The following is a 25,770-nucleotide window of genomic DNA, read 5'->3' on the forward strand; positions in this document are numbered from 1 at the left end:
AAGCCGGAGCTTGTGGAGCAAGAGCTGTGGGGTGTCTTACTGGCTTATAATCTGGTGAGATATCAGATGATTAAAATGGCGGAACATCTGAAAGGTTACTGGCCGAATCAACTGAGTTTCTCAGAATCATGCGGAATGGTGATGAGAATGCTGATGACATTGCAGGGCGCATCACCGGGACGTATACCGGAGCTGATGCGCGATCTTGCAAGTATGGGACAACTTGTGAAATTACCGACAAGAAGGGAAAGGGCCTTCCCGAGAGTGGTAAAGGAGAGGCCCTGGAAATACCCCACAGCCCCGAAAAAGAGCCAGTCAGTTGCTTAACTGACTGGCATTACTCTGTACGCAGAGGGTTTTTTTTGCTTACCGGACCTGCAACGCTAAATCGCCGGGCATCGTTTTCTGCATGCGGTGCCAGATTTCACCGCTTTCATGGCCGTAACGACGTACCAGCTCATAGACTTTTTCGTACTGCGCCTGTTCACACACTTCAGCAAGCTGATGATAAAAACCCAGCGCCAGGCTGCGGGCTTCCGGGCTGGAGAAGTAATGACGTCCAATACGGGTATACAACCCTTTCATGCCGTTGAGGATCAGCCCATAGATCGGGTTGCCGGAAGCAAACGCCAGCCCACGGAAAACGTTGTAATCCAAATCGGCGAACGCATCGGCGTGATCCTCCACCTCGCGCGCTTTGGCCAATACCTGTAACGCCTGATCCGGATGCTGGCGGAATGCCGTACGAATAAAGATCGTTGAGATATTGGTACGCACCGACAGCAGATTATCGATCAACTGAGGAACGCTTTCGTGATCCAGACGCGCCAGTGTTTCGAGAATATTCAGCCCCGATGTTTCCCAGAAGTTATTCACTTTCGTGGGCTTGCCGTGCTGAATCGTCAACCAGCCATCACGTGCCAGACGCTGCAACACCTCACGCAACGTGGTACGAGTGACACCGATCAGTTCAGAGAGTTCGCGTTCAGCCGGAAGAATCGATCCTGGCGGAAAGCGACTATTCCATATACTTTCGATAATATATTCTTCCGCGAAACCCGCCGGGCTCTGCGCCTTAATGACCATAGACAAATTTCCACTACACAGCTAAGCAAAGGACACTCATCATACCAGACGCAGCCCAGAGCAGGTAGCGTACGGCAAGAAGAAAAAAGGGATCGCCTCTCCATTTTCGTGATTTTACAATGCGTAACCCTGCTTTCAATATGCCTTTCATTTGAAACAAACCAGGATTTATCAATATGTTGCTTAGTGCAAAATAACAGCAAGTTTATTCCCAATTTGACATTCCGCATGATAAACATTCGATTACGTATTATTTTGCTGCCTGCTAGTGGCCTCAACAATGATTTCGTTTACACTGCGTTGTCTACGAATCTCTTGGGAAAAGATTATGTTGCGATATTTAAATGAGTGCTCTCGTGGGCGTGGAGCCTGGTTTCTTATGGCACTCACTGCGTTTGCACTTGAAATGGTCGCGCTGTGGTTTCAGCATGTGATGCTGCTGAAACCGTGTGTGCTTTGTATTTATGAACGTTCTGCTCTATTTGGCGTGATGGGCGCAGGTATTGTTGGTGCAATTGCACCTAAAACGCCGCTCCGCTATGTCGCTCTGGTTATCTGGATTTACAGCGCTATTCGCGGTATCCAGCTCACCTGGGAGCATACGATGATTCAGTTACACCCTTCGCCGTTTTTGACCTGCGATTTCGCCGCGCGTTTTCCTGCCTGGCTACCGCTCGATAAATGGTTGCCGCAAGTGTTTGTTGCTACAGGTGATTGTGCACAACGCCAGTGGGAGTTTCTGACGCTGGACATGCCGCAATGGCTGTTGGGTATTTTTGTTGCTTATCTGATTGTTGCGTTGCTGGTACTGATTGCCCAGCCGTTCAAACCGAAAAAACGCGATCTCTTCGGTCGCTAGGAAAACACTACGCTCCTTCGGGAGCGTTTTTTATCTCTCATATACCGGGCGCAAAATCCTGGCAGTTATCGGCGTCAGCCGGGAAACAACGACAGCGAACCGTTTGCGATTTAGAGCCTATCCCAGTAGGCGTAATTGTTGCCGATGGTTTGGACACGGACAGCGCGGAAAAACCAGAGCGTACACGTAGTACGTGAGGATTTTGAGCACTGCCCAGGGCCAAACCAGCAAATAAAATGGCCTAATGGGATAGGTTCTTAGTATAAAAAGAGCCGTGGCGAGCAGGCAGTCAATGTACCCATTCTGCTCTCAGACACGGCAATCCCCCATTGTATTATTGCCTTAACAGGGAAAGCGCGTATGGCGCTTCGCTGCAGATTTAATTGACTGCATTCGCCATTAGTTTCACTGAATACCGCTGGTGATATTTCAACGATATATAAAACATGCAGGTGAAGAGCCGCTAATTGCGGCTCAATACATTAACGTTCTATTGGCGTGACAGGGGATTCGGCAGATCAATCCGCCCATTCAGGCTTATTAAGGATATGATCCTGCCAGTCCTGGACTTCCGACTCTTTAACCGCAATATGCCGTACAGAGATACGCTCCGCATGCATTGCCGCTTTCGAACCGGTACGCAGCGGATGCCACAGCGGCAGCGATTTCCCTTCAGCCAGCAGACGATAAGCGCAGCTTGGCGGCAGCCATTCGAAGGTGGGTAGATTTTCGCGTGTCAGCTTAATGCAGTCCGGCTCATACTCGAAGCGCCGTTCGTAGTTACGGCACTGGCAGGTTTTGATATTCAACTGCCGGCAGGCAACGTTGGTAAAGTAGATCTCGTCGGTATCTTCATCCATCAGTTTATGCAAGCAGCACTGACCGCAGCCGTCGCACAGCGATTCCCACTCCACGTCCGTCATTTGTTCGAGAGTTTTGCTTTGCCAGAAAGGAGTGTCGCTCATGATGAAATCCGCCATTAAAATCCAGGATGCACCTTATAACCAGTCTGGCATGCGGATGCAAGTTTTGCCGCCAATTAAGGCGGCAAATTGCCTTACAGAACGCGGGTTGACAGGGAAAAGCCGTTGAAACTAACTTCCAGCTCATCGCCGCTGTGCAGCGGGCCGACGCCGTCCGGAGTACCGGTAAGAATCACATCTCCCGCTTTCAGCGTGAAGAAGCGGCTCATATAAGCGATTAGTGGTATGATTTTGTGGATCATATCCGCCGTGTTGCCCTGCTGGCGAACTTCACCGTTGATTTTCAGCCCGAGAGGCGTATTTTGCGGATCGCTGGTAAATTCCGCTGCCGGAATGAAACCGGAGATCGGGCAGGAGTTATCAAAGCCTTTGGCTTTTTCCCACGGTTGCCCGGCTTTCTTCATTTTGCTTTGCAGATCGCGCAGCGTAAGATCGAGCGCAACGCCATAACCAGCAATCGCTTTTTTAACATGCTCTTCCGTTGCCTGGCGCAATGTGGCGCCAATCAGCACGGCCAGTTCGACTTCATGATGTACCGAGCCAAAATCCTGCGGCAGAGCCAGCGGCTGGCGGATATCGCACAGTGCGGTTTCCGGTTTGATAAACAGCACTGGCTCTTCAGGGGTAGCGCTCCCCATCTCCTGAATATGTTTCGCATAGTTGCTGCCAACGCAAACCACTTTACTCACCGGGTAATCCAGCAGAGCGCCCTGCCAGTTATGATGTTGATACATGTTTTCCCCCTAAGTAACACATTGAACATGAGCGAAAAACGACTATCCGCGCCGTCTGACAGTTTGTCAAATCTCAATATGTTACGGCGTTTACCGTGAGGAAAATAAGCAGCGACAGAAAATGCTGCCGCTGTGAGAAAGGAGATTATTGCTTGTCATTATCAGCAAGATGCTGTTTGAGTAAATTTTCCGGCGGCGGCGGTAATTGCAAATAATATCCCTGCGTGGTCAGCGCCTCTTTTACTTTTTCCAAATCGGCGCCGACCAGTTTTTTACGCCCATCAAGGGGTAAAATCATTGCCAACTGCGGTTGACCAAAACTTTGCATTAAAGTCTCCGGCACGCGGGAAAAATCGTCTCTTTTTTCGACATACAGATAAGTCTGATCGCGTCGGGTACTTCGGTAGATCACACAAAACATACTTTTACTCGGAATTAGCGGGTGGTTACTTGCCTGAATATAATAGTGACTATAACATGCCTGATAGTCTTCGGAATATTGCTCCGTATGCGAGCGATAATAGCAAAATGAGTAAGGTCAGGATGTCAAACACGCCCATCGAGCTAAAAGGCAGTAGTTTTACCTTATCAGTGGTTCATTTGCATGATGCAAAACCCGAGGTTATTCGTCAGGCGTTAGAAGACAAAATCGCTCAGGCTCCTGCTTTTCTACGACATGCCCCCGTGGTTGTTAATGTCTCTGCGCTGGAAGGCCCGGTTAACTGGCCCCAGTTACAAAAGACGATTGCCGCAAGCGGGCTGCGCGTTGTCGGCATCAGCGGTTGTAACGATACCGAACTGAAAGCAGAGATCGAACGTGCCGGGCTTCCCTTACTGAAAGAAGGCAAAGAGAAAGCGCCGCGTCAGGTCAGCGTCCCGGAACCCGCGCCGGTTGTTACTCCGGTCACAAAAACACGCTTGATTGATATGCCTGTTCGTTCCGGTCAGCGCATTTATGCGCCACACTGTGATCTGATTGTCACCAGCCACGTTAGCGCAGGTGCAGAATTAATTGCCGACGGCAATATACACGTCTACGGCATGATGCGTGGCCGTGCGCTGGCGGGGGCCAGCGGCGATAAGGAAGCACAAATATTTTGCACACATCTCACGCCGGAGCTGGTCTCCATCGCGGGAGAATACTGGCTGAGCGATAAAATCCCGGCCGAATTTTATGGCAAAGCAGCGCGTTTGCAGTTAATTAACGACGCTTTGACAATTCAACCCTTAAATTAAGCCCTTTTAACAAGGAACTCCTATGGCACGCATTATTGTTGTTACTTCGGGGAAAGGGGGCGTTGGCAAGACCACCTCCAGCGCGGCCATCGCTACTGGTTTGGCCCAGAAGGGCAAGAAGACCGTGGTTATCGATTTCGATATTGGGCTGCGTAACCTTGACCTGATCATGGGTTGCGAGCGTCGCGTTGTGTACGATTTCGTGAACGTCATTCAGGGTGATGCCACGCTGAACCAGGCGCTGATTAAAGACAAGCGCACGGAAAACCTCTATATTCTCCCGGCGTCGCAGACCCGCGACAAAGACGCCCTCACCCGCGACGGTGTGGATAAGGTACTCGAAGATCTGAAGAAAATGGACTTCGATTTTATCGTCTGCGACTCCCCGGCTGGCATCGAAACCGGTGCGCTGATGGCGCTCTATTTCGCCGATGAAGCGATCATTACTACCAACCCGGAAGTCTCGTCTGTACGCGACTCTGACCGTATCCTCGGCATTCTGGCTTCCAAGTCGCGCCGCGCGGAAAATAGTGAAGAGCCGATTAAAGAACATCTACTGCTGACCCGCTATAACCCCGGTCGTGTGAACCGTGGCGATATGTTGAGCATGGAAGATGTGCTGGAAATTCTGCGTATCAAACTGGTGGGCGTGATCCCGGAAGATCAATCCGTGTTGCGCGCGTCGAACCAGGGTGAGCCTGTGATTCTGGATACCGATGCTGACGCCGGTAAAGCGTATGCCGATGCCGTCGACCGTCTGCTGGGAGAAGAACGCCCTTTCCGCTTCATCGAAGAAGAGAAGAAAGGTTTCCTCAAACGCCTGTTCGGAGGATAAGTTATGGCATTACTCGACTTTTTTCTCTCCAGAAAAAAGAATACCGCCAGCATTGCGAAAGAGCGCCTGCAAATCATTGTTGCGGAACGTCGTCGTAGTGACGCTGAACCCCATTATTTGCCGCAGCTCAAGCGGGATATTCTGGAAGTGATCTGCAAGTACGTGCAAATCGATCCAGAAATGGTAACCGTACAGTTGGAACAAAAAGGGGACGATATATCCATTCTGGAACTTAACGTTACCCTGCCGGAAACGGAAGAGACAAAATAACGCTACCGTTTTCCGTCCATGAAAAAAGGCAGAAGGAATTCTGCCTTTTTGTTTATTTCAGCGAAACACTGTAATTATTCACAGCTATTAATTCGGGTATTCCACTAATAATGTTTTCAGTTGATCGGCCATCAATTCCCCACGCCAGCCGCTGATTAACTCCGGCAAATTACTCTGCGGTTTTAGCTTCCAGTACCAGTTCAGTAACTGATTAATCTGCCGACGGGAAGCCAGCAGTTCAACGCTGATATTGTTGCTTTCGCTGATGGTTTGCACCAGTGCTTTGATCGCTTTGAATGCTTTACGATAACCCGGCATATCCATCAGATTAAGCAGCGGCGCAGGTAATTCCTCTTCCGGCATCGCTTGCGCCTGCGCAACCAGCGCCAGCAGCGTTTTCCCGTGGAAACGGATCTCACTGCCGGAAAGGCCGATAGTGTCCAGTTCACCCATGCTGGAAGGCATATATCGCGCCACCGCCCACAGGTTCTCTTCGCGCACCACAAAATTAACCGCCAGATCGCGTTCACGGGCTTTACGCAGACGCCAATCTGCCAGTAGACGCAGGCAAGCCAACTGGCGCGTACGCAGTTGCCAGGCGTTGCCAATCTCGCGCCACGCCTCTTCTGGAGCAAGCACTTCCTGGCGGCGCTGCATCATCAGGCGACACTCATCCAGCGCAGCTTCCAGCCGCCCGGCAGCGCGAGTTTCCGCCATCAACTTATCAGCGATCGGCAGCAGATACCAAACGTCAGCGGCAGCATAATCGCACTGGCGCTCCGTCAGCGGCCGCGCCAGCCAGTCGGTGCGGGATTCGCTTTTATCAATCGTCAGACCAGTAAATTCTTCCACCATCGCGGCAAATCCCCATGACAGTGGACGGCCGCAAAATGCGGCGAGGATTTGGGTATCAATCATCGGCTGCGGCTGTACGCCGAATGCATTGAGGAACACTTCCAGATCTTCACTTCCGGCATGAAGATACTTGATTACCTGTGTGTTGATCAGCAGATCGCGAAACGGCGTCCACTCGGTGATGGTCAGCGGATCGATCAGTGCCGTATGTTCGCCATCAAAAAGCTGTATCAGACCGAGTTGCGGATAGTAGGTGCGGGTACGGACAAATTCAGTATCCAGGGCAATGGCCGGGAACGCGCTGGCGGCTTCACACAGCATAGCCAACCCGTCATTCGTCGTTATCATCTGGTAATTCAAATCATCATCTCTTTAGTTTGTGCCCATAAAAAACGCCGGGTTAACCGGCGTTCAGGCGACTCACGCATAGCTCAGTCTTTATTGTCCACTTTGGCACGCGCTTCGTCACGCAATTCTCGCCGCAGGATCTTACCAACGTTCGATTTTGGCAGTTCATTGCGGAATTCGACCAGCTTCGGCACTTTATATCCTGTGAGCTGGCGACGGCAGAAGGCGATTAATGCCTCTTCGCTCAGCGAGGTATCTTTTTTCACCACGAAGAGCTTCACCGCTTCGCCACTGTTCTCGGAGGGAACGCCTACGGCGGCAACTTCCTGCACTCCGGCATGCTGCATGACAATATCTTCGATTTCATTCGGATAGACGTTAAAACCGGAGACGAGGATCATATCTTTCTTGCGATCCACAATGCGCAGGAACCCCTCTTCGTCCATCACCGCAATATCACCGGTATGCAACCAGCCGTCATGCATAATTTCATCCGTGGCATCCGGGCGTTGCCAGTAACCCAACATCACCTGCGGCCCTTTTACGCATAGTTCACCAGGCTCGCCCGGCGGCACTTCGTTGTTATTGTCATCAACCAGTTTGGCTTCAGTCGACGGCACCGGCAGACCAATGCTGCCGCTGTGATAATCGATATCGTGCGGATTGACGCTCACCAACGGCGCGCATTCCGTCAGGCCGTAGCCTTCAAGCAGATACTGCCCGGTCAGTTTCACCCAGCGTTCGGCGACGGCCTGTTGCACCGGCATACCGCCGCCTGCAGAAAGATGCAGCGAGGAGAAATCCAGCATGCGGAATTCTTCATTGTTCAGCAGCGCGTTAAATAATGTGTTCACACCGGTCATTGCGGTGAACGGATATTTGCTCAGCTCTTTAACCAGCCCAGGAATGTCGCGCGGGTTGGTGATCAACAGGTTCTGCCCGCCCAGTTCAATAAACAGCAGACAGTTCATGGTCAGCGCGAAGATGTGATACAGCGGTAGCGCTGTGACAACCAGTTCTTTGCCACGGTGTAACAACGGCCCGTAAGTTGCGTTGACCTGCTCCAGGTTCGCCAGCATGTTGCGATGAGTGAGCATCGCCCCTTTTGCTACACCGGTTGTACCACCAGTATATTGCAGAAAAGCCAGATCCCCGGCCACAATTTCTGGCTTGACGTACTGCATGCGATAACCGGTTTGCAGCGCACGGCGGAAAGAAATGGCATCCGGCAGGTGATACTTCGGTACCAGACGTTTCACATATTTGACGACGAAGTTGACCAGCGTGCCTTTTGCCGGGGAGAGCTGATCGCCCATGCGAGTCAGAATAACGTGACGCACCTGCGTCTTCTCGACGATCTTTTCCAGGGTGTGCGCAAAGTTGGAGACAATCACAATCGCAGAAGAGCCACTGTCATTTAGTTGATGCTCAAGTTCACGCGGGGTGTAAAGCGGATTCACGTTCACCACAATCATGCCCGCGCGCAAAATGCCGAACAGCGCGACCGGATATTGCAGCAAGTTTGGCATCATCAACGCGACGCGATCGCCCTTTTTCAGACCGAGACCTTGCTGTAAGTAAGCGGCAAACGCCCGGCTACGCTCTTCCAGCTTGCGGAAGGTCATCACCTCACCCATGTTGATGAAAGCGGGTTGATCGGCGTAACGTGCAACGGCGTGTTCAAAAAGCTCTACCAGGGATTGATAACGGTCGGGGTTGATCTCCGCCGGAACATCAGCGGGGTAACGGTTAAGCCAAACCTTCTTCAATGCATCACCTCTGAAATGAGTATTCCTGGTCATCACAACCCCATTTAATAAACAAACCGTTAACATAATATTAACTCAGCGTACCAGTTTATTAATTAAGCGAATTGAAGGTTGCGAAGCCCGTCACTAATTATTTTTGTTATACATATCCATAGACAGAAACAGCGGCTTAGCCGCTGTCTCATTTATTCAATAAAACAAGAGATTACTCTGTCACAATGGTCTCTACACGGGCGGGTTCTGGCGGGTACCAACCCCAGCCGGGGTAACCTGTTCGCCATCCGTGTCGGCCAGGCGGCCCCCAAAACCACGGATCTATCGGCTGAGGCGGCATCATCACTTGTTGGGTCAGATGCCAGCGTTTGTAACCAGTCGCCTGCATCACCATAAATTTGTAAGGGGCGTCACCGATTTTACCATCTGCAGTGCCGGTAATCGGTCCAACCACTGTGACCAGTTGATTGCGGAAATCAACCGGATCGAGGAAGCCGTTTACCTCCGCATAAATTCGCCCGACCGACGGCTCGCCCAGTATCGGGCGGGCACCACTGTCGAGCGGTACGGAGGCGATCTCCAGACGAGTTTTCCCCTGCTGATTCTGGATATCAACAACTTTGCCGCCAAAGCGAGCTTCCTGGCCGACATACAGCGACGGCGCACTCATCACCCGGACTAAATCATCCTGCGGCGTAGGACTGGTCCCTTTAATCGCGTCAGGCACAGAAACACAACCACTTAACATCGCCGTTGCCAGCCCTGCAAGCAACCAGCTCATAACTCTTTTTTGACCCGCCATGGTGCGACTCCTTCACTCAGTTGTTATTACTGAGATTCATTCCCGGCCCGGAAGTTTCTTCCATGCCACTTCGTTACGTAAATAAACCGGTTCAGCGTGCTCAACAGCAACGGTCTTCTGTGCTGCGAATAATTGTTGCGCAAGCGGCAGCATATCTTCTGCGGTCGGGAGCAAGATTTCGCCATCCGTCAGCGTCAGCGCATTACCGTTACCCATCTCCGGCCATGTCGGCCAACCGGTACCGACCGTCGCCCATTGCCCTTCAAGCTGCTGAAGGCGAACGCTCACCGCTTCTGGTTTGAGCACCGCTTCCGTCTCTTCGCCGTGCCAGACGCCCTGCTCATCACGCTGGTATTCCGCCCAATAGACTTCCCCCATACGTGCATCAATCGCGGCAAGTACACGAGTCGCGCCGGTTTTACGCCATGCGCCCTGCGCCATTGTTGCCAGCGTTGAAACGCCAATCATCGGCAGTTCAGCGCCCAGCGCAAGACCCTGCGCAATACCAATGCCAATGCGCACACCAGTAAAACTTCCCGGCCCGCGGCCATAGGCCAGTGCATCAAGTTGCGTCAGTTTAAGATCAGCGTCACCCAGTACAGCCCTGACCAGCGGCAGGATGCGTTGGGTATGTTCACGCGGGCAAAGTTCGAAATGAGCGAAGGTTGTACCATCGTTCCACAGAGCGACAGAACAGGCTTCTGTGGCGGTATCAATAGCCAGAATTCGCATGGGTATAGCGGTCCATGAAAAACAAAATGGCGCGCATCTTACCACAGTTCCCGGCAAATTACTGCGCCGGACGCGCAGCAAGAAACTCAACGGCGCGCCGGATATCCCGCGTGCGCGGCGCAGGCGGCAAGCTGGCGAGGAACACCGCGCCGTAGGGTCGCATCACCAGGCGATTATCGCAAATCACCAGCACGCCGCGATCGTCGATGTCGCGGATCAGACGCCCAACGCCCTGTTTCAGCGTAATGACCGCATCCGGGAGTTGCACCTCATCGAACGGATCGCCGCCGCGCAGACGGCAATCCTCCATACGCGCTTTTAACAGCGGATCTTCCGGCGAGGTAAACGGCAGTTTGTCGATAATCACCAGTGACAGCGTATCGCCTCGCACATCCACGCCCTCCCAGAAACTGCTGGTTGCCACCAGCAGCGCGTTACCCGCGCTGACAAACTGTTGTAGCAACTGGCCTTTACTGGTTTCGCCCTGCAAAAGCACCGGCAGGCTCATCGTGGCACGGAACTGCTCTGCCAGTTCACGCATCATGGTGTGTGAAGTACAGAGCATAAAACAGCGGCCATTGTTGGCTTCGATCATTGGACGCAACATGGTCGCCAGTTGCCGGGCTGAGCCAGGCTGGTTGGTCTGCGGCAGATTGCGCGGTACGCACAGCAGCGCCTGATGCTGATAATCGAAAGGACTCGGCAGCAGCAACGACTCCGCCTCGTCGATCCCAAGACGCGCCGTAAAATGATGCAGATCGTCATTCACGGAAAGTGTCGCCGAAGTGAAAATCCAGCTCCCCTTTTTCTGCGCCATCACCTCTTTGAACTTATCCGCCACCGTTAGCGGCGTCAGCGCAAGGGTGAAGTTGCGCGAGGTGCATTCATACCAGTAGCTGTAACCGGGTTGATTAATTTCTTTCAGACGCTTGAGGCGCGCGCGGTAAGTAGTCGCCCGCTCAAAAGCAGCATCGAGTAGCGCCGAGCGCCCAAGGGAGAGTTTCGCCACGTCGTAGCAAAGTTCCAGCGCATCATCGAGCAGCAGCAGCGCGCGCTGGATATTGGCATCAGCCAGCAATTCACGCAGGTTTCCGCGATAACCAGGCTCACCAAGTTGCAGACGGAAATCCTGTGTACTTTGCGCCAGCCGGTCGGCACATTTTTGCAACTGTGCGGTATCTTTTAATTCAGTGCGATAAGCAATGGTGAAATCTTTCGCCAGATCCAGTAACTGGCGGCTGGAGAGCGACTGCCCAAAATACTGGCTGGCGATGTCCGGAAGCTGGTGCGCTTCGTCGAAAATCATCACGTCAGCCTCCGGGATAAGCTCACCGAAGCCGCTCTCTTTCACCACCATATCGGCGAGAAACAGATGATGGTTTACCACCACTACGTCAGCATCCATCGCCTTTTTACGCGCTTTAACCACAAAGCAATCTTTGTACATCGGGCAATCGCTGCCCAGACAGTTGTCGTTGGTGCTGGTGACCAGCGGCCAGGCCTGTGAATCCTCGGCTACGCTGATGCAGGTGCTGATATCGCCATCGGTAGTCTGGTTTGACCAGGAGCGCAGTAGAATCACATCACTGAGGGTTTGTACAGGCAGGTCACCGCCAGCCAGTGCCTGCTGCTCCAGGCGTTCAATACAGAGATAGTTGGAACGGCCTTTCAGCAAGGCAGTACGCCCAGTGAATTCCAGCGCGTTGGCTACCGTGGGCAGATCGCGGCTGTAGAGCTGATCCTGCAACGCTTTTGAACCAGTGGAGATAATGACTTTTTTACCGGCGCGTAAGGCGGGTGCGAGATAGGCGTAAGTTTTTCCGGTACCGGTACCGGCTTCCACCACCAGCGGCTGGGTGTGGTCGATGGCGTGCATCACGGCGTGCGCCATCTGGCGCTGCGGTTCCCGCGGTTTGAATCCCGGTATCGCTTTGGCCAGCTGGCCATCTGTTGCAAAATCGTCTGTCACGCTACCCCCTGGTTAAATCGACAGTGATTATGTCAGGGTGGGCGGATTTACGCCAGCCGGGTTTTTGTGGCACTCTTGCTCGCGACTGTATGGAAAATAAGAAGGTGTGCTATGACAATTGTGCGTATTGACGCGGCGGATCGCTGGTCTGATGTGGTGATCCACAACCAGACCCTTTATTACACCGGAGTGCCGGAAAATCTGGACGCCGATGCATTTGAGCAGACAGCAAATACGCTGGCGCAGATCGATGCCGTGCTGGCAAAGCAAGGCAGTGACAAATCACGCATTCTCGATGCCACTATTTTTCTGCCCGATGGCAATGACTTCGCTGCAATGAATAAAGCGTGGGATGCATGGGTTGTTGCGGGCCATGCGCCCGTGCGCTGCACCGTGCAGGCAAAGCTGATGAACCCGCGCTACAAAGTGGAAATCAAAATCATCGCCGCGCTGTGATTACTCGTCCTCTTCGTCTTCAAAGCGCGCCACAATCCGTTCGCCCGTGTGGCTGGCGCGCAACTCTTCTGCAACCTGTGTAATCGCCTGCCCGCTACTCATACCGCTGGCCATTAACTCCTGGATACGCTCCACGGCTTTTTGCTGCTGCTCGTGGCTGAGGGAAGGTAAACCTGCAAACATCGTGAACTCCTGCTAAATTATTGGCGCTAATTATTTCATGCGTCCGCACAATTCACCAGCCAAAGACGCAGATGAGGAACAATGAAGACGTTACCCCCCGCCGTTATTATGTTGCCATGGCGCCACGACGCAGCCGAATACTACTTTGCACCACTTAGCCAGCAACCCTGGGCGATGTTGCTGCACTCCGGTCTCGCCGAGCACCCGCATAACCGTTTCGATATCCTGGTGGCCGATCCGCTAACCACGATCACGACCTGCGGAGACATAACCTCGTTTAACACCAGGCATGAAAGCCGCAGCGATCCATTGCAATTGCTGCAACAACAGCTAGACGCGCACAAGTTGCGCCCTGCGCACAACCCTGATTTGCCCTTTCAGGGCGGCGCGCTCGGCCTGCTTGGCTACGATTTAGGCCGCCGTTTCGAAAAATTACCGCAACAGGCGCTGGCGGATATTACCTTACCTGATATGGCCGTTGGCATTTATGACTGGGCGCTGGTCGTTGACCACCGGTTGCAGCGGGTTACGCTGCTGAGCCATGCCGATGTCAATACCCGACTCGCCTGGTTGCAGGCGCAACGCGCGCCGCAGAAAGATGATTTCCGCCTGACCTCGTCATGGCAGGCAAATATGAGTCGCGCTGAATATGGCGAAAAATTCCGCCAGGTGCAGGAGTGGCTGCACAGCGGCGACTGTTATCAGGTTAACCTCGCTCAGCGTTTTCAGGCACGCTATAAGGGCGATGAGTGGTTGGCTTTTACGCACCTTAACCGCGAAAATCGCGCGCCATTCAGTGCGTTTTTACGCCTGCCGCAGGGTGCCATATTAAGCCTCTCTCCAGAGCGTTTTATTCGCCTTGATGGCTCGCACATCGAGACGCGGCCGATCAAAGGTACGCTGCCAAGACTGGTCGATCCGCGAGCGGATGCACAACAGGCGCGAAAACTCGCCGCCTCGCCGAAAGATCGCGCCGAGAACCTGATGATTGTAGATTTGATGCGTAATGATATTGGCCGTGTGGCAATGCCGGGTTCGGTGCGCGTGCCGGAGTTGTTTGTCGTCGAACCTTTCCCTGCCGTCCACCACCTTGTCAGTACTGTCACAGCCGAATTGCCGGAGGGGCGCCACGCCTGCGATCTGCTGCGGGCAGCGTTCCCTGGCGGCTCGATTACCGGCGCACCCAAAGTTCGGGCCATGGAAATTATTGATGCCCTGGAACCACAGCGACGTAATGCCTGGTGCGGCAGCATCGGTTATCTGAGCTTTTGCGGCAATATGGACACCAGCATCACCATCCGTACGTTAACCGCCTGTGACGGGCAAATATACTGCTCTGCGGGCGGCGGGATTGTCGCCGACAGCCAGGAAGAAGCGGAGTATCAGGAAACTTTTGATAAAGTTAATCGTATCCTGCACCAACTGGAGAAATGATTCGTGGAGCAAACGGCTTTAACTCTGGATGAGTTTTTATCACGTTTTCAACTCTTACGCCCTCAGTTCAATCCGGCGGTGATGAATACACGCCAGGCCGCCGTGCTGGTACCTGTGGTTCGACGTCAGCAGCCAGGTCTGCTGCTGACGCAGCGTTCGCCACTGCTGCGTAAACATGCTGGTCAGGTCGCTTTTCCCGGTGGCGCGGTCGACAGTACCGATGCATCGCTGATTGCCGCCGCGCTGCGGGAAGCGCAAGAAGAGGTGGCGATTCCTCCGGAAGCGGTGGAAGTCATCGGCATCCTGCCGCCGGTCGATAGTGTCACCGGCTTTCAGGTCACGCCAGTGGTGGGCATTATTCCGCCGGATCTTCACTATCATGCCAGCGAAGATGAAGTGGCGGCAGTTTTCGAAATGCCGCTGGCAGAAGCGCTACGGCTTGGCCGCTACCATCCGCTCGACATCCATCGCCACGGTAACGCGCATCGCGTGTGGCTCTCCTGGTATCAGCATTATTTTGTCTGGGGTATGACGGCCGGAATTATTCGTTCGCTGGCGCTGCAAATTGGCCGTAAGCCTTGACTATACTTTACACATAACATTTTTGTGACAGCGTGCGCGCTATTAGTAATATCAGGGTTAGTCATTAGTTTAATTCATGTGAATAGTTAAGCTGACAACCGGCTTCCCTCTTACACTATGCGCAGTTATTACATCGTTACTGGAACGCCGGTAACCCTGTCAGGAGCGTTAATGTGATTAGTATATTCGACATGTTTAAGGTGGGGATTGGCCCCTCATCTTCCCACACCGTTGGCCCGATGAAGGCCGGTAAGCAGTTCGTCGATGACCTGGTCGAAAAAGGATTGCTGGAAAGCGTTACCCGCGTTGCGGTGGACGTTTACGGCTCACTCTCCCTCACCGGGAAAGGCCACCATACCGATATCGCCATCATTATGGGCCTCGCGGGTAATGAACCTGCCACCGTCGATATTGACGCTATCCCCACGTTTATCCGCGACGTAGAGACTCGCGGTCGCTTGTTGCTGGCGCAAGGCCGCCATGAAGTGGATTTTCCGCAGGATGACGGAATGCGTTTTCACAGTGATAACCTCTCGCTACATGAAAACGGTATGCGCATCTCAGCGTGGAATGGCGATAACGTGGTGTACAGCAAAACCTACTATTCCATTGGCGGCGGTTTTATCGTCGATGAAGAACATTTCGGTCAGGAAACGGTCAGCGCCGTCAATGTACCCTGGCCCTTCAAATCCGCCACTCAGATGCTGGAGTATTGCAAGGAGACGGGCTTGTCCCTCTCCGGCATGGTGATGCAGAACGAACTGGCGCTGCACTCGAAAAAAGAGATCGAAGACTATTTCGGCAACGTGTGGACAACCATGCGCGCCTGTATTGATCGCGGCATGAACACCGAAGGCGTGTTGCCGGGGCCGTTGCGCGTACCGCGTCGGGCTTCCGCGCTGCGTCGTCTGTTGGTCGCCAGCGATAAACTCTCCCACGATCCGATGAACGTGGTCGACTGGGTGAATATGTTCGCGCTGGCGGTGAACGAAGAGAACGCCGCCGGGGGCCGCGTGGTGACTGCGCCGACAAATGGCGCATGCGGTATCGTGCCTGCCGTGCTGGCCTATTACGATCACTTTATTGAATCCGTCAGCCCGGATATCTACATTCGTTACTTTCTGGCCGCTGGCGCCATTGGCGCGCTCTACAAAATGAACGCCTCCATTTCCGGGGCAGAAGTAGGCTGTCAAGGCGAAGTCGGCGTGGCCTGTTCCATGGCAGCAGCAGGTCTGGCTGAACTGCTTGGCGCCAGCCCGGAGCAGGTTTGCGTGGCAGCGGAAATCGGTATGGAGCATAACCTTGGTCTGACCTGCGATCCCGTCGCCGGGCAAGTACAGGTTCCATGTATTGAGCGAAACGCGATTGCCTCCGTGAAAGCAATCAACGCCACCAGGATGGCGATGCGCCGCACCAGCGCACCGCGCGTCTCCCTCGATAAGGTGATTGAAACGATGTACGAGACCGGCAAGGATATGAACGCCAAATACCGTGAGACATCACGCGGCGGTCTGGCTATCAAAGTACAGTGTGATTAAATAAATCCCCGCCGTTCAACTGAACGGCGTTTTTTTGTGCTCGCTGTTGTGCCTACGGAATGATATTTCTCCGATTTGTCGTCGCTACGTTAATTCCCCACTACACTTTTTGTGTCCCGGCCAGGATTTCACGTCGGGAAGCTCACAGGCGACAATGGCATGCAGACGGCTCAATGGATCATTAAAAGATATCGACGGCGGCGCGCAATTGTCTCCGTGTCGGTTGCTATTGTCGCGCTTATTTTTACCCTGACCTTCCGTTTTATTTCGGAGCGGAATTTAAATCATCATCGTATTACTGCGTTTACCCAACATGCTGTAAACGCGCTTGACCAATTATTACTGCCGCTGGCCGCGGGCCGCAATACGTTGATTCCACTGGTTGGTCAACCCTGCGCCGGCGTGCATCTGCAATTACTCAAACAGGCGGCCAGCCTGCAAACCGTGCGTGCTGTCGCGCTGATCAAAGACGGTATTCTTTATTGCTCCAGTATTTTTGGCTCCCTCGATGTCCCAATAAAGCAGGTGCAATCGTTACTTCCTACCAGGGAACCACTGTTGATGCTCTCGACAGACCAGACATTGCTAAAGGGTCGTCCGGTGCTGATTATGTGGTATCCCTCATCTAAAGACGGGCAGGACGGTGTCATTGAAGCAGTCAATATCGATCTGCTGAGCGATTTAGTGCTGGAACCGCAGGTTCCGCTGATCACGCAGGCGGTGCTGAGCGTCAGCGGCAAACATTTGGTGCATGGCAAAGGCATCATGACCACTTTACCACCGCCGGTAAATGAAAGCGCATATCGGCGCGCATCAACACATTTCCCCTTCAGCGTCAGCGTGAGTGGACCAGGCGCGGCGAAACTCGCCTTATTACATTTGCCGTCTCAACTGCCGCTGGCCCTGATGATAAGTCTGCTGACCAGCTTTATCACCTGGTTTGCGACCGCCAGCCGCATGAGCTTTTCCCGCGAGATCAACCAGGGGATTGTCGGACGCGAATTTGAACTGTTTTGCCAGCCATTACTGGAAGCGCGCACATTAAAATGTGATGGCGTTGAGATCTTGCTGCGTTGGCATAACCCGCGCCAGGGTTGGATCTCGCCAGAAGTGTTTATTTCGATAGCGGAAGAACATAACCAGATCGCGCCACTGACTCGCTACGTACTGACTGAGATTCAACAGCAACTGCATTTTTTCCCCGACGATGCTCATTTCCATATTGGTATTAATGCGGCACCGAGCCATTTACGCAATGGCGAACTGCTGCGGGATTTAAATCAGCTATGGTTTAATCACCACCCGATGCAGCAATTAATTATCGAACTGACGGAACGCGATGTGTTATTCGAAATGGATTCCCGGATGGTGCAGGATCTTCGGCATCGGGGGGTAAAAATTGCGATAGATGATTTTGGCACTGGTAATAGCTCTTTGGCCTGGCTGGAGCAGTTGCGCCCCGACGTGCTGAAAATTGATAAATCCTTTACCAAAACTATCGGTACCGATGCCATTAACTCGACGATCACCGATATGATCATTGCGTTAGGACAGAGACTGAAAATTGAACTGGTGGCAGAAGGGGTTGAAACCCCGCTACAGGCACGACATCTGCGGTTGCGGGGAGTGAATACATTGCAGGGTTTTCTCTACGCCGAGCCAATGCCAATCAAGGCGTTCCCGGCGTGGCTGGCGGAGCATAGGGAGACACCGCCAACGCGGCAAAACGGAGATGCTTTGCCTTTCACGCGGGGTTGAGGATCACTCCTCTTCGTCGTGTTCTGACTGCTCTTTAACAATGCGTACCAGATCCACACGATAGTCGTTGGCTTCGACGACGGTGATGTGTAACGGCGCGATTTCCAGCACTTCGCCCGCCGGTGGAATTTGCCCTTTGGCGGAGATAACCAGACCGGCCACTGTTGCGATATCCTCGTCGTCATTAACCAGATTATCGATGCCGAGAGTATTCTGTAACGCATGCAAATCGGTAGTGCCTTTCACCAGCCAGCCGTCACCATCGTTCACGATTTCCGGAGTTTCATCTGCATCAGGGAACTCACCAGCAATCGCTTCCAGCACGTCCAGCGGCGTAACCAGCCCCTGCACCATGCCAAACTCGTTAGTTACAATCACAAAGCTGCCACGCGCCCGACGCAACACCGCCAGCAGTTTGATAGGATCCAGCGTTTCTGGCACCACAATGGCCGGGCTGGCTGCAGCGATAGCGGCGACATCGCTTCCCTCTTCCAGCGCTACCAGCATCTCTTTCGCGCGAACAATACCGATCACTTCATCCAGCTCGCCACGGCATACCGGGAACAGGCTGTGTGGTGACGAGAGCAATTGCTGACGGATCTGATCAACACTCAGGTTGGCATCCACCCAACTGATATCGCCACGTGGCGTCATGATACTACGCAGCGAACGAGACGCCAGCGTCAATACGCCGTTGATCATATAGCGTTCTTCTTCAGCAAATGCGCCTTCCGGCGCTGGCACGGTGGCCTTGCTATCGGTTTCTATCTGTGGGCTTGTCTGGCGACGCCCCCCCATCAGACGCAAAATAGCATCGGCTGTACGCGCGCGCAGCGGTAGATTCGACTGATGGCGAATAAAGTTACGTCGGGCAAGCTGGTTGAAAAACTCAATGATGATGGAGAAACCGATCGCCGCGTACAGATAACCTTTTGGAATATGGAAACCAAACCCTTCAGCCACCAAACTCAGGCCGATCATCAACAGGAAGCTCAGACAGAGCACCACAACCGTCGGATGTTGGTTAACAAAACGCGTTAGCGGTTTCGATGCCAGCAGCATGACCGCCATAGCGATAACGACCGCCGCCATCATGACCGGCAAATGGTTCACCATGCCGACAGCGGTGATAACGGCATCCAGCGAGAAAACGGCATCAAGAATCACAATTTGCAGAACCACCACCCAGAAACTGGCATAGCCTTTTCCGTGCCCGCCATCATGTTCGCGGTTTTCCAGCCGTTCATGCAGTTCCGTTGTGGCTTTGAACAGCAGGAATACACCACCAAATAGCATGATCAAATCGCGGCCAGAGAAGTTGAAACTGCCCACAGAGAAAAGCGGTTGGGTCAGGGTCACCATCCATGAAATCAGCGACAGCAGGCCAAGGCGCATTACCAGCGCGAGCGACAGGCCAAGCAGGCGCGCTTTATCACGCTGTTTGGGTGGTAGTTTGTCGGCAAGAATGGCAATAAACACCAGGTTATCAATACCCAGTACGATTTCCAGAACAACCAGCGTTAACAATCCCGCCCATATTGAGGGATCCATTAAGAATTCCATAACAGGCTCCTGCAACAAGCGTGACGCAATAATGTGCGAGTATGCACAGGCATGATGGCATTGAACATATTAGGAAAGTGGCGGAAAACGCCGGAATACGAGGCACTGAAAGGCCTTAAGGTGAACTGACGTCGGTGACGATCCATACGGTGGGCTACAGCCCTTTACTCCTGACTCATTAAACGAACGGTAAACATAACAGAGAGCGTTTATTGTTGGCAAAGATTTACCAGACTTTGCAGATTATGAGGATATTTTGCGCTCCGAAACTTCATCAATACGAAACCTAAATTACGGATCTTCATCACATAAATTATTTTTTCACTATCTAAAATAATTCACGACAGAAATTAGTCTTTGCTTTAACCCTTACATCTGAATCGATTCGGTTTACCGGGACAGATTCCACAATACATCGATTAGTGGTGTGTTAACGACAAGAAGAAGGAGGTAGCAAGTGACCATTGCTATTGTTATAGGCACACATGGTTGGGCCGCGGAACAATTGCTGAAAACCGCCGAAATGCTGCTGGGCGAGCAGGATAACGTCGGCTGGATTGATTTCGTTCCCGGTGAAAATGCGGAAACGTTAATCGAAAAATATAACGCGCGACTGGAGAAACTGGAAACCAGCAAAGGCGTGCTATTTCTCGTCGATACATGGGGCGGTAGTCCGTTTAACGCTGCCAGCCGTATTGTCGTCGATAAAGAGCATTACGAAGTCATTGCCGGCGTGAACGTTCCGATGCTGGTGGAAACGCTGATGGCCAGGGACGATAACCCGACCTTTGACGAACTGGTGACGGTAGCTGTCGAAACAGGACGTGAGGGGGTGAAAGCCCTGAAAGCGCAACCTGTTGGAAAACCGACTCCTGCTCCTGTGGCGACAAAAGCGGCTGCACCTGCGAAGCCAATGGGTCCAAATGATTACATGGTTATTGGCCTTGCGCGCATCGATGACCGTCTGATCCACGGCCAGGTCGCAACTCGCTGGACCAAAGAGACCAATGTTACGCGCATTATCGTCGTCAGCGATGAAGTGGCTGCAGATACCGTACGCAAGACCCTGTTAACCCAGGTTGCCCCTCCCGGCGTAACCGCGCATGTCGTGGATGTCGCCAAAATGCTGCGCGTCTACAACAACCCGAAATATGCGGGTCAACGCGTCATGCTGTTATTCACTAACCCAACCGATGTGGAACGCGTTGTTGAAGGCGGTGTGAAAATCACCAGTGTCAATATTGGCGGTATGGCGTATCGCCAGGGCAAAACCCAGGTGAACAACGCTGTTTCGGTCGATGAGAAAGATATCGCAGCATTTAAAAAACTGAACGAACGCGGCATCGAGCTGGAAGTCCGTAAAGTTTCAAACGATCCGAAACTGAAAATGATGGATTTGATCAGCAAAGTGGCGAACTAATCGCGGCAGCCTGATTAACTCAGTTTTCACACTTACGTCTGATTTAGCTATAGGAGAAGTACAATGGAGATTACCACTCTTCAGATTGTGCTGGTGTTCGTGGTTGCATGTATTGCCGGTATGGAGTCGATACTGGACGAATTCCAGTTCCACCGTCCGTTGGTGGCATGTACGCTGGTGGGTATCGTCCTGGGTGATATGAAAACCGGTATCATCATCGGTGGTACCCTGGAAATGATCGCTCTGGGCTGGATGAACATCGGTGCTGCGGTTGCCCCTGATGCCGCGCTGGCATCCATCATTTCAACCATTCTGGTCATTGGCGGGCATCAGAGCATCGGTGCCGGTATCGCGCTGGCCATCCCGCTGGCCGCTGCGGGCCAGGTATTAACCATTATCGTTCGTACCATCACCGTAGGCTTCCAGCATGCGGCGGATAAGGCGGCTGAAAACGGCAACCTGACCGCGCTCTCGTGGATCCACGTTTCTTCCCTGTTCCTGCAAGCCATGCGTATCGCTATTCCGGCGGTGATTGTCGCCATCTCTGTCGGCACCAGCGAAGTACAGAGCATGCTGAACGCCATTCCTGAAGTCGTGACCAGCGGCCTGAATATCGCTGGCGGCATGATCGTAGTAGTAGGTTATGCGATGGTCATCAACATGATGCGCGCAGGCTACCTGATGCCGTTCTTCTACCTCGGCTTTGTAACCGCCGCCTTTACCAATTTCAACCTGGTAGCGCTGGGTGTTATCGGTACGGTAATGGCGATTCTCTACATTCAGCTCAGTCCGAAATATAACCGCTCCGCAGGTGGCCCGGCTCAGGCAGCGGGTAACAATGACCTTGATAACGAACTGGATTAACAGGTGAACGACATGGTTGATATGACTAAAACTCCGACTGAGAAAAAACTCACCCAGAGTGACATTCGTGGCGTGTTCATTCGTTCTAACCTGTTCCAGGGTTCATGGAACTTCGAACGTATGCAGGCGTTGGGCTTTTGTTTCTCAATGGTTCCGGCCATTAAACGCCTTTATCCTGAAAACAACGAAGCGCGCCGGCAGGCAATTAAGCGCCACCTCGAATTCTTCAATACCCAGCCGTACATGGCCGCGCCGGTACTCGGCGTCACACTGGCCATGGAAGAACAGCGTGCGAATGGCGCGGAGATCGACGATGGCGCGATCAACGGTATTAAAGTGGGCCTGATGGGGCCGCTGGCCGGTGTGGGCGACCCAATCTTCTGGGGAACCGTACGTCCGGTATTTGCTGCACTGGGTGCCGGCATTGCCATGAGCGGCAGTCTGCTTGGGCCATTACTGTTCTTTGTCCTTTTTAACCTTGTCCGCCTGGCGATGCGCTATTACGGTGTGGCGTACGGTTACCGTAAGGGTATCAACATTGTTAAAGATATGGGTGGCGGCTTCCTGCAGAAACTGACCGAGGGGGCGTCAATTCTCGGTCTCTTTGTCATGGGCGCTCTGGTGAACAAGTGGACGCACGTTAACATTCCACTGGTTGTGTCGCAGATCACCGACCAGACCGGTAAAACGACGGTGACGACCGTACAGACCATTCTCGACCAGTTAATGCCGGGTCTGGTGCCTATGCTGTTAACCTTCGCCTGTATGTGGCTGCTGCGTAAAAAAGTAAACCCGCTGTGGATTATCGTCGGGTTCTTTATCATCGGGATTGTCGGTTACGCACTTGGCCTGTTGGGCCTGTAACCGGGTATGAGTTAACCGGGGGCTTACCGCCCCCGGTTTTTATTTTAAGGAGGATCAATGACCGTTACGGATAGCGTTCTGCTGGCATTTGTCGCCGCGCTGTTTGCTTTCGCCATCTATGACGAATTCGTGATGCCGCGCCGCCACGGGACATCTCTGCTGACCGTTCCCTTGCTGCGCAGAAGCCGTACTGATGGTGCTATTTTCGTCGGCTTGCTGGCGATCCTGATTTATAACAACACGATTAATGGCGGTTCCTCTTTAACGTTGTGGTTATTATCTGCGCTGGCATTGCTCGGAATTTATCTCTTTTGGATCCGTGCGCCCAAAATCATCTTTAAAGAGCACGGTTTTTTCTTTGCCAATGTCTGGATCGAATATAACCGTATTAAAGAGATGAATTTATCGGAAGATGGCGTGTTGGTAATACAATTAGAGCAGCGAGGCTTGCTTATTCGTGTGCGTAATATCGACGATCTTGAGAAAATTTATAAAGTTATCGTTAATACTCAATGAGTTAAGATATAGCAAAATCTATATTTATCCGCATAGAAAATAAGCAAACTTATAGCCATTGCTATATTCAGGGGAGAATGTACTTATATTTGTTAACGTTATTTTCACCTATAAATCTAAATGCAAATCGTTATCAACCGCTTGCCGGGATTATATTTTTAGGTTGTTGTTTTATATTCTCAAAATATGTTAAGGTGCGTTCGTCGTTGGGGAGTAGCCGATTTCTGCTTATCCGGAAATGTACGTGTCAACATACTCGTTGCAAAACGTGGCACGTACAGACTGAATCTGTTTCAGTCAGGCGAGACCATTGGCACATTAACTGCTGTTTACTGGGGGCAGTAATGTGTTTATGGAATTCCCGGTCAGGACGTCACGATGAATCTCTCCGCCACTATTCTTCTCGCCTTTGGCATGTCCATGGACGCTTTTGCTGCTTCCATCGGCAAAGGTGCAACCCTGCATAAACCTAAATTTTCTGAAGCGCTGCGCACGGGGCTTATTTTCGGCACCATTGAAACGCTGACGCCGCTCATCGGCTGGGGCCTCGGTATGCTGGCAACCCAGTTTGTGCTGGAGTGGAACCACTGGGTCGCATTTGTGCTACTGGTGTTTCTTGGCGGGCGCATGATTATTGAAGGCATACGCGGTGATAACAGTTGCGAAGCGGAAACACCGCATCGTCATGGTTTCTGGCTGCTGGTCACGACAGCCATTGCCACCAGTCTGGACGCAATGGCTGTCGGCGTCGGTCTGGCTTTCTTGCAGGTTAATATTATCGCCACCGCGCTGGCGATTGGTTGTGCAACGCTGATTATGTCAACGCTCGGGATAATGGTTGGTCGTTTTATCGGCCCGCTGCTGGGCAAACGGGCCGAAATTCTTGGCGGTGTTGTACTTATCGGCATTGGCACCGAGATTCTGTGGAGCCACTTCGCTGGTTAATCTTCCCGCTCCAGACAGTGAATAGTGAAATCCGTCTGGCAGCGGAAGCAATCCGTTGCCGCTAATTTTTCCCATACTTCCGGTTTCGCCCGCCATGCGAATGGCGTCATCTGTAGTAAAGCCACCGCTTCCTGGCCGGTAAGGCTCATCTCATAGGCCAGTGCTCGGGTTTCCACTACTTTAAACCCTTCTATTTCGCCCGCATTTTCAGCATGTAGTTTTACTTCGTCGTAGATTAGCCCTTTCAGTTCCAGCAAATGGCGGGGGCCGGGAGCAGCGGTAATAACGATGCCACCGGGCTTGATTACACGCGCCAGCTCTTCCGCTTTACAGGGAGCATAGATGCGAACCATAGCGTCTATGCATTTATCTTCAAACGGTAGACGATGGCTGGAAGCCACACAAAACATAACCTGCTGGTAACGTTTAGCCGCCGCGCGGATCGCAGCTTTGGAGACATCCAGCCCAAATGTTTTAACGTTATGATGTCGGGCTATCGCAGCAAAGGCCTGAGTGTAATACCCTTCGCCACAACCTATATCCAGTACCGCATCGGCCTGCTCCGGCAATCTGGCCTGTAACAGAACGCCAATGGCATCCCGCAGTGGCTGATAGTGTCCCGCATCCAGGAATGCACGGCGCGCCTGCATCATCTCTGCACTATCGCCGGGATCGCGGGAACGTTTATGCTGTACCGGCAACAGATTCACATAGCCTTCTTTCGCCAGATCAAATTGATGACGCTGCGGGCAAACGAAGGCGTTATCGCGACGCTGTAAAGGCGAGTGACAGAGCGGGCAACTGAAAGGCATAAAAACTCCGAAGGGTATTTCTCAAAGGGCGAAAGTGTACCGCCATTTGCCGCGCGAGGAAATTAAAAAGCCCCGCACAAGTGCGTAATGCTTGTCAGTTAAGCTTTTGAAGGTAGCCGTAACGCGTAACGTTGCGGCTTCTTTTTTACCGCTCTTGGGTAATGTCTTACCCTACGTGGTGGCAGGACAAAGCTCTCTGCCATATCCAGTATTTCTTTGATTAGCTTTGGTATTTTACCCGGCGCTACTGCCGGCAGGATACTCAGTTGGGCCGTCAGATAAAGACTCGCCTGCTTAAAACCTATCTGATAAGGCTCCACTCCTTTCAGGCTGCAGGCCATCTGCGTCATCATAAAACGCAGC

At 52.6% G+C, this 25,770-nt stretch carries 26 protein-coding genes, 2 pseudogenes and 1 riboswitch; of the genes and pseudogenes, 15 read left to right on the forward strand and 13 right to left on the reverse strand.

All coding sequences use genetic code 11. The features are described from left to right. A pseudogene (locus GA0061070_RS21585) lies at nt 1-327 on the forward strand (IS4 family transposase); the annotation flags it as partial. Nucleotides 328-366: 39 nt separating this feature from the next. Here the strand turns inward: GA0061070_RS21585 and fadR are convergent. Continuing rightward, complete coding sequence (fadR, locus tag GA0061070_RS21590; RefSeq protein ID WP_090138320.1) at nt 367-1,086, reverse strand: fatty acid metabolism transcriptional regulator FadR; 720 nt, start codon at nt 1,084-1,086, stop codon at nt 367-369. 328 nt (nt 1,087-1,414) lie between these two features. Between fadR and dsbB the strand changes: the two genes are divergently transcribed. After that, nucleotides 1,415-1,945 carry a disulfide bond formation protein DsbB gene (gene dsbB, locus GA0061070_RS21595; RefSeq protein ID WP_090138324.1) on the forward strand — a complete coding sequence of 177 codons (531 nt, stop codon included), beginning with the start codon at nt 1,415-1,417 and terminating at the stop codon, nt 1,943-1,945. Between the two features lie 518 nt (nt 1,946-2,463). On the opposite strand, the gene GA0061070_RS21605 is transcribed toward dsbB, so the two are convergent. The 3 genes from GA0061070_RS21605 to GA0061070_RS21615 form a co-directional block, all read right to left on the reverse strand. Beyond that, entirely contained in the window at nt 2,464-2,910 is a 447-nt protein-coding gene (locus GA0061070_RS21605) for a YcgN family cysteine cluster protein (RefSeq protein ID WP_208598197.1), read from the reverse strand. A 92-nt stretch (nt 2,911-3,002) separates the two neighbouring features. Continuing rightward, entirely contained in the window at nt 3,003-3,662 is a 660-nt protein-coding gene (locus GA0061070_RS21610; RefSeq protein ID WP_090138330.1) for a fumarylacetoacetate hydrolase family protein, read from the reverse strand. Nucleotides 3,663-3,807: 145 nt separating this feature from the next. After that, nucleotides 3,808-4,083: a YcgL domain-containing protein gene (locus GA0061070_RS21615; protein WP_074777571.1), complete on the reverse strand. Its 276-nt coding sequence runs from the start codon at nt 4,081-4,083 to the stop codon at nt 3,808-3,810. Between the two features lie 122 nt (nt 4,084-4,205). Here GA0061070_RS21615 and minC point away from each other — a divergent pair, with 122 nt between their 5' ends. Genes minC through minE form a run of 3 tightly spaced genes read left to right on the forward strand, consistent with a single transcriptional unit; the run spans nt 4,206 to nt 6,003 of the window. Then, nucleotides 4,206-4,898 (forward strand): septum site-determining protein MinC, encoded by a 693-nt coding sequence (gene minC / locus GA0061070_RS21620; protein WP_090138332.1) that lies wholly within the window; start codon nt 4,206-4,208, stop codon nt 4,896-4,898. A gap of 22 nt (nt 4,899-4,920) precedes the next feature. Further along, nucleotides 4,921-5,733, forward strand: coding sequence for a septum site-determining protein MinD (gene minD / locus GA0061070_RS21625; protein ID WP_090138334.1), 813 nt, complete (start codon nt 4,921-4,923; stop codon nt 5,731-5,733). Nucleotides 5,734-5,736: 3 nt separating this feature from the next. Then, nucleotides 5,737-6,003 carry a cell division topological specificity factor MinE gene (gene minE, locus GA0061070_RS21630; RefSeq protein ID WP_007371651.1) on the forward strand — a complete coding sequence of 89 codons (267 nt, stop codon included), beginning with the start codon at nt 5,737-5,739 and terminating at the stop codon, nt 6,001-6,003. 87 nt (nt 6,004-6,090) lie between these two features. Here minE and rnd read toward each other — a convergent pair whose 3' ends face one another. From rnd to yoaA, 5 genes are all read right to left on the reverse strand, one after another. Continuing rightward, nucleotides 6,091-7,206 carry a ribonuclease D gene (gene rnd / locus GA0061070_RS21635; protein WP_139109812.1) on the reverse strand — a complete coding sequence of 372 codons (1,116 nt, stop codon included), beginning with the start codon at nt 7,204-7,206 and terminating at the stop codon, nt 6,091-6,093. An 83-nt stretch (nt 7,207-7,289) separates the two neighbouring features. Then, on the reverse strand, nt 7,290-8,975 hold the full coding sequence (gene fadD, locus GA0061070_RS21640) for a long-chain-fatty-acid--CoA ligase FadD (protein ID WP_139109813.1): 1,686 nt from the start codon (nt 8,973-8,975) through the stop codon (nt 7,290-7,292). 205 nt (nt 8,976-9,180) lie between these two features. Further along, nucleotides 9,181-9,771, reverse strand: coding sequence for a Slp/YeaY family lipoprotein (locus GA0061070_RS21650; protein ID WP_090138341.1), 591 nt, complete (start codon nt 9,769-9,771; stop codon nt 9,181-9,183). A gap of 36 nt (nt 9,772-9,807) precedes the next feature. After that, nucleotides 9,808-10,503 carry a tRNA (adenosine(37)-N6)-threonylcarbamoyltransferase complex dimerization subunit type 1 TsaB gene (tsaB, locus tag GA0061070_RS21655; protein ID WP_090138343.1) on the reverse strand — a complete coding sequence of 232 codons (696 nt, stop codon included), beginning with the start codon at nt 10,501-10,503 and terminating at the stop codon, nt 9,808-9,810. A 58-nt stretch (nt 10,504-10,561) separates the two neighbouring features. Next, nucleotides 10,562-12,472 carry a DNA repair helicase YoaA gene (gene yoaA / locus GA0061070_RS21660; protein ID WP_090138345.1) on the reverse strand — a complete coding sequence of 637 codons (1,911 nt, stop codon included), beginning with the start codon at nt 12,470-12,472 and terminating at the stop codon, nt 10,562-10,564. Between the two features lie 111 nt (nt 12,473-12,583). On the opposite strand from yoaA, the gene GA0061070_RS21665 reads away from it, so the two are divergent. Further along, a complete protein-coding gene (locus GA0061070_RS21665) occupies nt 12,584-12,928 on the forward strand; it encodes a RidA family protein (RefSeq protein WP_074777585.1) in 345 nt (114 codons plus the stop codon). On the opposite strand, the gene GA0061070_RS21670 is transcribed toward GA0061070_RS21665, so the two are convergent. Then, nucleotides 12,929-13,111, reverse strand: a complete 183-nt coding sequence (locus GA0061070_RS21670; protein ID WP_090138347.1) for a YoaH family protein — start codon at nt 13,109-13,111, stop codon at nt 12,929-12,931. A gap of 81 nt (nt 13,112-13,192) precedes the next feature. Between GA0061070_RS21670 and pabB the strand changes: the two genes are divergently transcribed. From pabB to GA0061070_RS21690, 4 genes are all read left to right on the forward strand, one after another. Beyond that, a complete protein-coding gene (gene pabB / locus GA0061070_RS21675; RefSeq protein WP_090138350.1) occupies nt 13,193-14,545 on the forward strand; it encodes an aminodeoxychorismate synthase component 1 in 1,353 nt (450 codons plus the stop codon). A gap of 3 nt (nt 14,546-14,548) precedes the next feature. Next, nucleotides 14,549-15,127 (forward strand): CoA pyrophosphatase, encoded by a 579-nt coding sequence (locus tag GA0061070_RS21680; protein WP_090138352.1) that lies wholly within the window; start codon nt 14,549-14,551, stop codon nt 15,125-15,127. A gap of 173 nt (nt 15,128-15,300) precedes the next feature. Continuing rightward, the gene (gene sdaA / locus GA0061070_RS21685) at nt 15,301-16,665 is read left to right on the forward strand and encodes an L-serine ammonia-lyase (protein WP_090138354.1); all 1,365 of its coding nucleotides are present in this window, start codon (nt 15,301-15,303) and stop codon (nt 16,663-16,665) included. Nucleotides 16,666-16,824: 159 nt separating this feature from the next. Then, on the forward strand, nt 16,825-18,423 hold the full coding sequence (locus tag GA0061070_RS21690) for an EAL domain-containing protein (protein ID WP_090138356.1): 1,599 nt from the start codon (nt 16,825-16,827) through the stop codon (nt 18,421-18,423). 3 nt (nt 18,424-18,426) lie between these two features. Here GA0061070_RS21690 and yoaE read toward each other — a convergent pair whose 3' ends face one another. Beyond that, on the reverse strand, nt 18,427-19,986 hold the full coding sequence (yoaE, locus tag GA0061070_RS21695; RefSeq protein ID WP_090138358.1) for a CNNM family cation transport protein YoaE: 1,560 nt from the start codon (nt 19,984-19,986) through the stop codon (nt 18,427-18,429). A 457-nt stretch (nt 19,987-20,443) separates the two neighbouring features. Between yoaE and manX the strand changes: the two genes are divergently transcribed. From manX to mntP, 5 genes are all read left to right on the forward strand, one after another. Continuing rightward, on the forward strand, nt 20,444-21,406 hold the full coding sequence (gene manX / locus GA0061070_RS21700; RefSeq protein ID WP_090138360.1) for a PTS mannose transporter subunit IIAB: 963 nt from the start codon (nt 20,444-20,446) through the stop codon (nt 21,404-21,406). A gap of 63 nt (nt 21,407-21,469) precedes the next feature. Next, nucleotides 21,470-22,270 (forward strand): PTS mannose transporter subunit IIC, encoded by an 801-nt coding sequence (manY, locus tag GA0061070_RS21705; RefSeq protein WP_090138362.1) that lies wholly within the window; start codon nt 21,470-21,472, stop codon nt 22,268-22,270. Between the two features lie 12 nt (nt 22,271-22,282). Next, entirely contained in the window at nt 22,283-23,134 is an 852-nt protein-coding gene (locus GA0061070_RS21710) for a PTS mannose transporter subunit IID (RefSeq protein WP_090138364.1), read from the forward strand. Nucleotides 23,135-23,191: 57 nt separating this feature from the next. Beyond that, on the forward strand, nt 23,192-23,650 hold the full coding sequence (locus GA0061070_RS21715; protein WP_090138366.1) for a DUF986 family protein: 459 nt from the start codon (nt 23,192-23,194) through the stop codon (nt 23,648-23,650). 196 nt (nt 23,651-23,846) lie between these two features. Next, nucleotides 23,847-23,949, forward strand: a riboswitch (yybP-ykoY riboswitch). Nucleotides 23,950-24,028: 79 nt separating this feature from the next. Next, nucleotides 24,029-24,595 carry a manganese efflux pump MntP gene (gene mntP, locus GA0061070_RS21720; protein ID WP_090138368.1) on the forward strand — a complete coding sequence of 189 codons (567 nt, stop codon included), beginning with the start codon at nt 24,029-24,031 and terminating at the stop codon, nt 24,593-24,595. Here the strand turns inward: mntP and rlmA are convergent. Further along, nucleotides 24,592-25,407: a 23S rRNA (guanine(745)-N(1))-methyltransferase gene (gene rlmA / locus GA0061070_RS21725; RefSeq protein ID WP_090138370.1), complete on the reverse strand. Its 816-nt coding sequence runs from the start codon at nt 25,405-25,407 to the stop codon at nt 24,592-24,594. The two genes, mntP and rlmA, sit on opposite strands and share 4 nt — an antisense overlap. Before the next feature lie 98 nt (nt 25,408-25,505). Further along, a pseudogene (locus tag GA0061070_RS25350) lies at nt 25,506-25,770 on the reverse strand (IS4 family transposase); the annotation flags it as partial.

The sequence above is a fragment of the Kosakonia oryziphila genome (assembly GCF_900094795.1).
Classification (GTDB): domain Bacteria; phylum Pseudomonadota; class Gammaproteobacteria; order Enterobacterales; family Enterobacteriaceae; genus Kosakonia; species Kosakonia oryziphila.

What these genes read in the sequence shown, in the direction of transcription:
- GA0061070_RS21710 (WP_090138364.1), top strand. Translation starts at nt 22,283, where the DNA reads ATGGTTGATATGACTAAAACTCCGACTGAGAAAAAACTCACCCAGAGT.
- fadR (WP_090138320.1), bottom strand. Translation starts at nt 1,086, where the DNA reads ATGGTCATTAAGGCGCAGAGCCCGGCGGGTTTCGCGGAAGAATATATT.
- pabB (WP_090138350.1), top strand. Translation starts at nt 13,193, where the DNA reads ATGAAGACGTTACCCCCCGCCGTTATTATGTTGCCATGGCGCCACGAC.
- GA0061070_RS21605 (WP_208598197.1), bottom strand. Translation starts at nt 2,910, where the DNA reads ATGAGCGACACTCCTTTCTGGCAAAGCAAAACTCTCGAACAAATGACG.
- GA0061070_RS21650 (WP_090138341.1), bottom strand. Translation starts at nt 9,771, where the DNA reads ATGGCGGGTCAAAAAAGAGTTATGAGCTGGTTGCTTGCAGGGCTGGCA.
- yoaE (WP_090138358.1), bottom strand. Translation starts at nt 19,986, where the DNA reads ATGGAATTCTTAATGGATCCCTCAATATGGGCGGGATTGTTAACGCTG.
- minE (WP_007371651.1), top strand. Translation starts at nt 5,737, where the DNA reads ATGGCATTACTCGACTTTTTTCTCTCCAGAAAAAAGAATACCGCCAGC.
- minD (WP_090138334.1), top strand. Translation starts at nt 4,921, where the DNA reads ATGGCACGCATTATTGTTGTTACTTCGGGGAAAGGGGGCGTTGGCAAG.
- GA0061070_RS21690 (WP_090138356.1), top strand. Translation starts at nt 16,825, where the DNA reads ATGCAGACGGCTCAATGGATCATTAAAAGATATCGACGGCGGCGCGCA.
- rnd (WP_139109812.1), bottom strand. Translation starts at nt 7,206, where the DNA reads ATGATAACGACGAATGACGGGTTGGCTATGCTGTGTGAAGCCGCCAGC.
- minC (WP_090138332.1), top strand. Translation starts at nt 4,206, where the DNA reads ATGTCAAACACGCCCATCGAGCTAAAAGGCAGTAGTTTTACCTTATCA.
- manY (WP_090138362.1), top strand. Translation starts at nt 21,470, where the DNA reads ATGGAGATTACCACTCTTCAGATTGTGCTGGTGTTCGTGGTTGCATGT.
- dsbB (WP_090138324.1), top strand. Translation starts at nt 1,415, where the DNA reads ATGTTGCGATATTTAAATGAGTGCTCTCGTGGGCGTGGAGCCTGGTTT.
- GA0061070_RS21610 (WP_090138330.1), bottom strand. Translation starts at nt 3,662, where the DNA reads ATGTATCAACATCATAACTGGCAGGGCGCTCTGCTGGATTACCCGGTG.
- mntP (WP_090138368.1), top strand. Translation starts at nt 24,029, where the DNA reads ATGAATCTCTCCGCCACTATTCTTCTCGCCTTTGGCATGTCCATGGAC.
- GA0061070_RS21615 (WP_074777571.1), bottom strand. Translation starts at nt 4,083, where the DNA reads ATGTTTTGTGTGATCTACCGAAGTACCCGACGCGATCAGACTTATCTG.
- GA0061070_RS21670 (WP_090138347.1), bottom strand. Translation starts at nt 13,111, where the DNA reads ATGTTTGCAGGTTTACCTTCCCTCAGCCACGAGCAGCAGCAAAAAGCC.
- rlmA (WP_090138370.1), bottom strand. Translation starts at nt 25,407, where the DNA reads ATGCCTTTCAGTTGCCCGCTCTGTCACTCGCCTTTACAGCGTCGCGAT.
- GA0061070_RS21665 (WP_074777585.1), top strand. Translation starts at nt 12,584, where the DNA reads ATGACAATTGTGCGTATTGACGCGGCGGATCGCTGGTCTGATGTGGTG.
- tsaB (WP_090138343.1), bottom strand. Translation starts at nt 10,503, where the DNA reads ATGCGAATTCTGGCTATTGATACCGCCACAGAAGCCTGTTCTGTCGCT.
- GA0061070_RS21715 (WP_090138366.1), top strand. Translation starts at nt 23,192, where the DNA reads ATGACCGTTACGGATAGCGTTCTGCTGGCATTTGTCGCCGCGCTGTTT.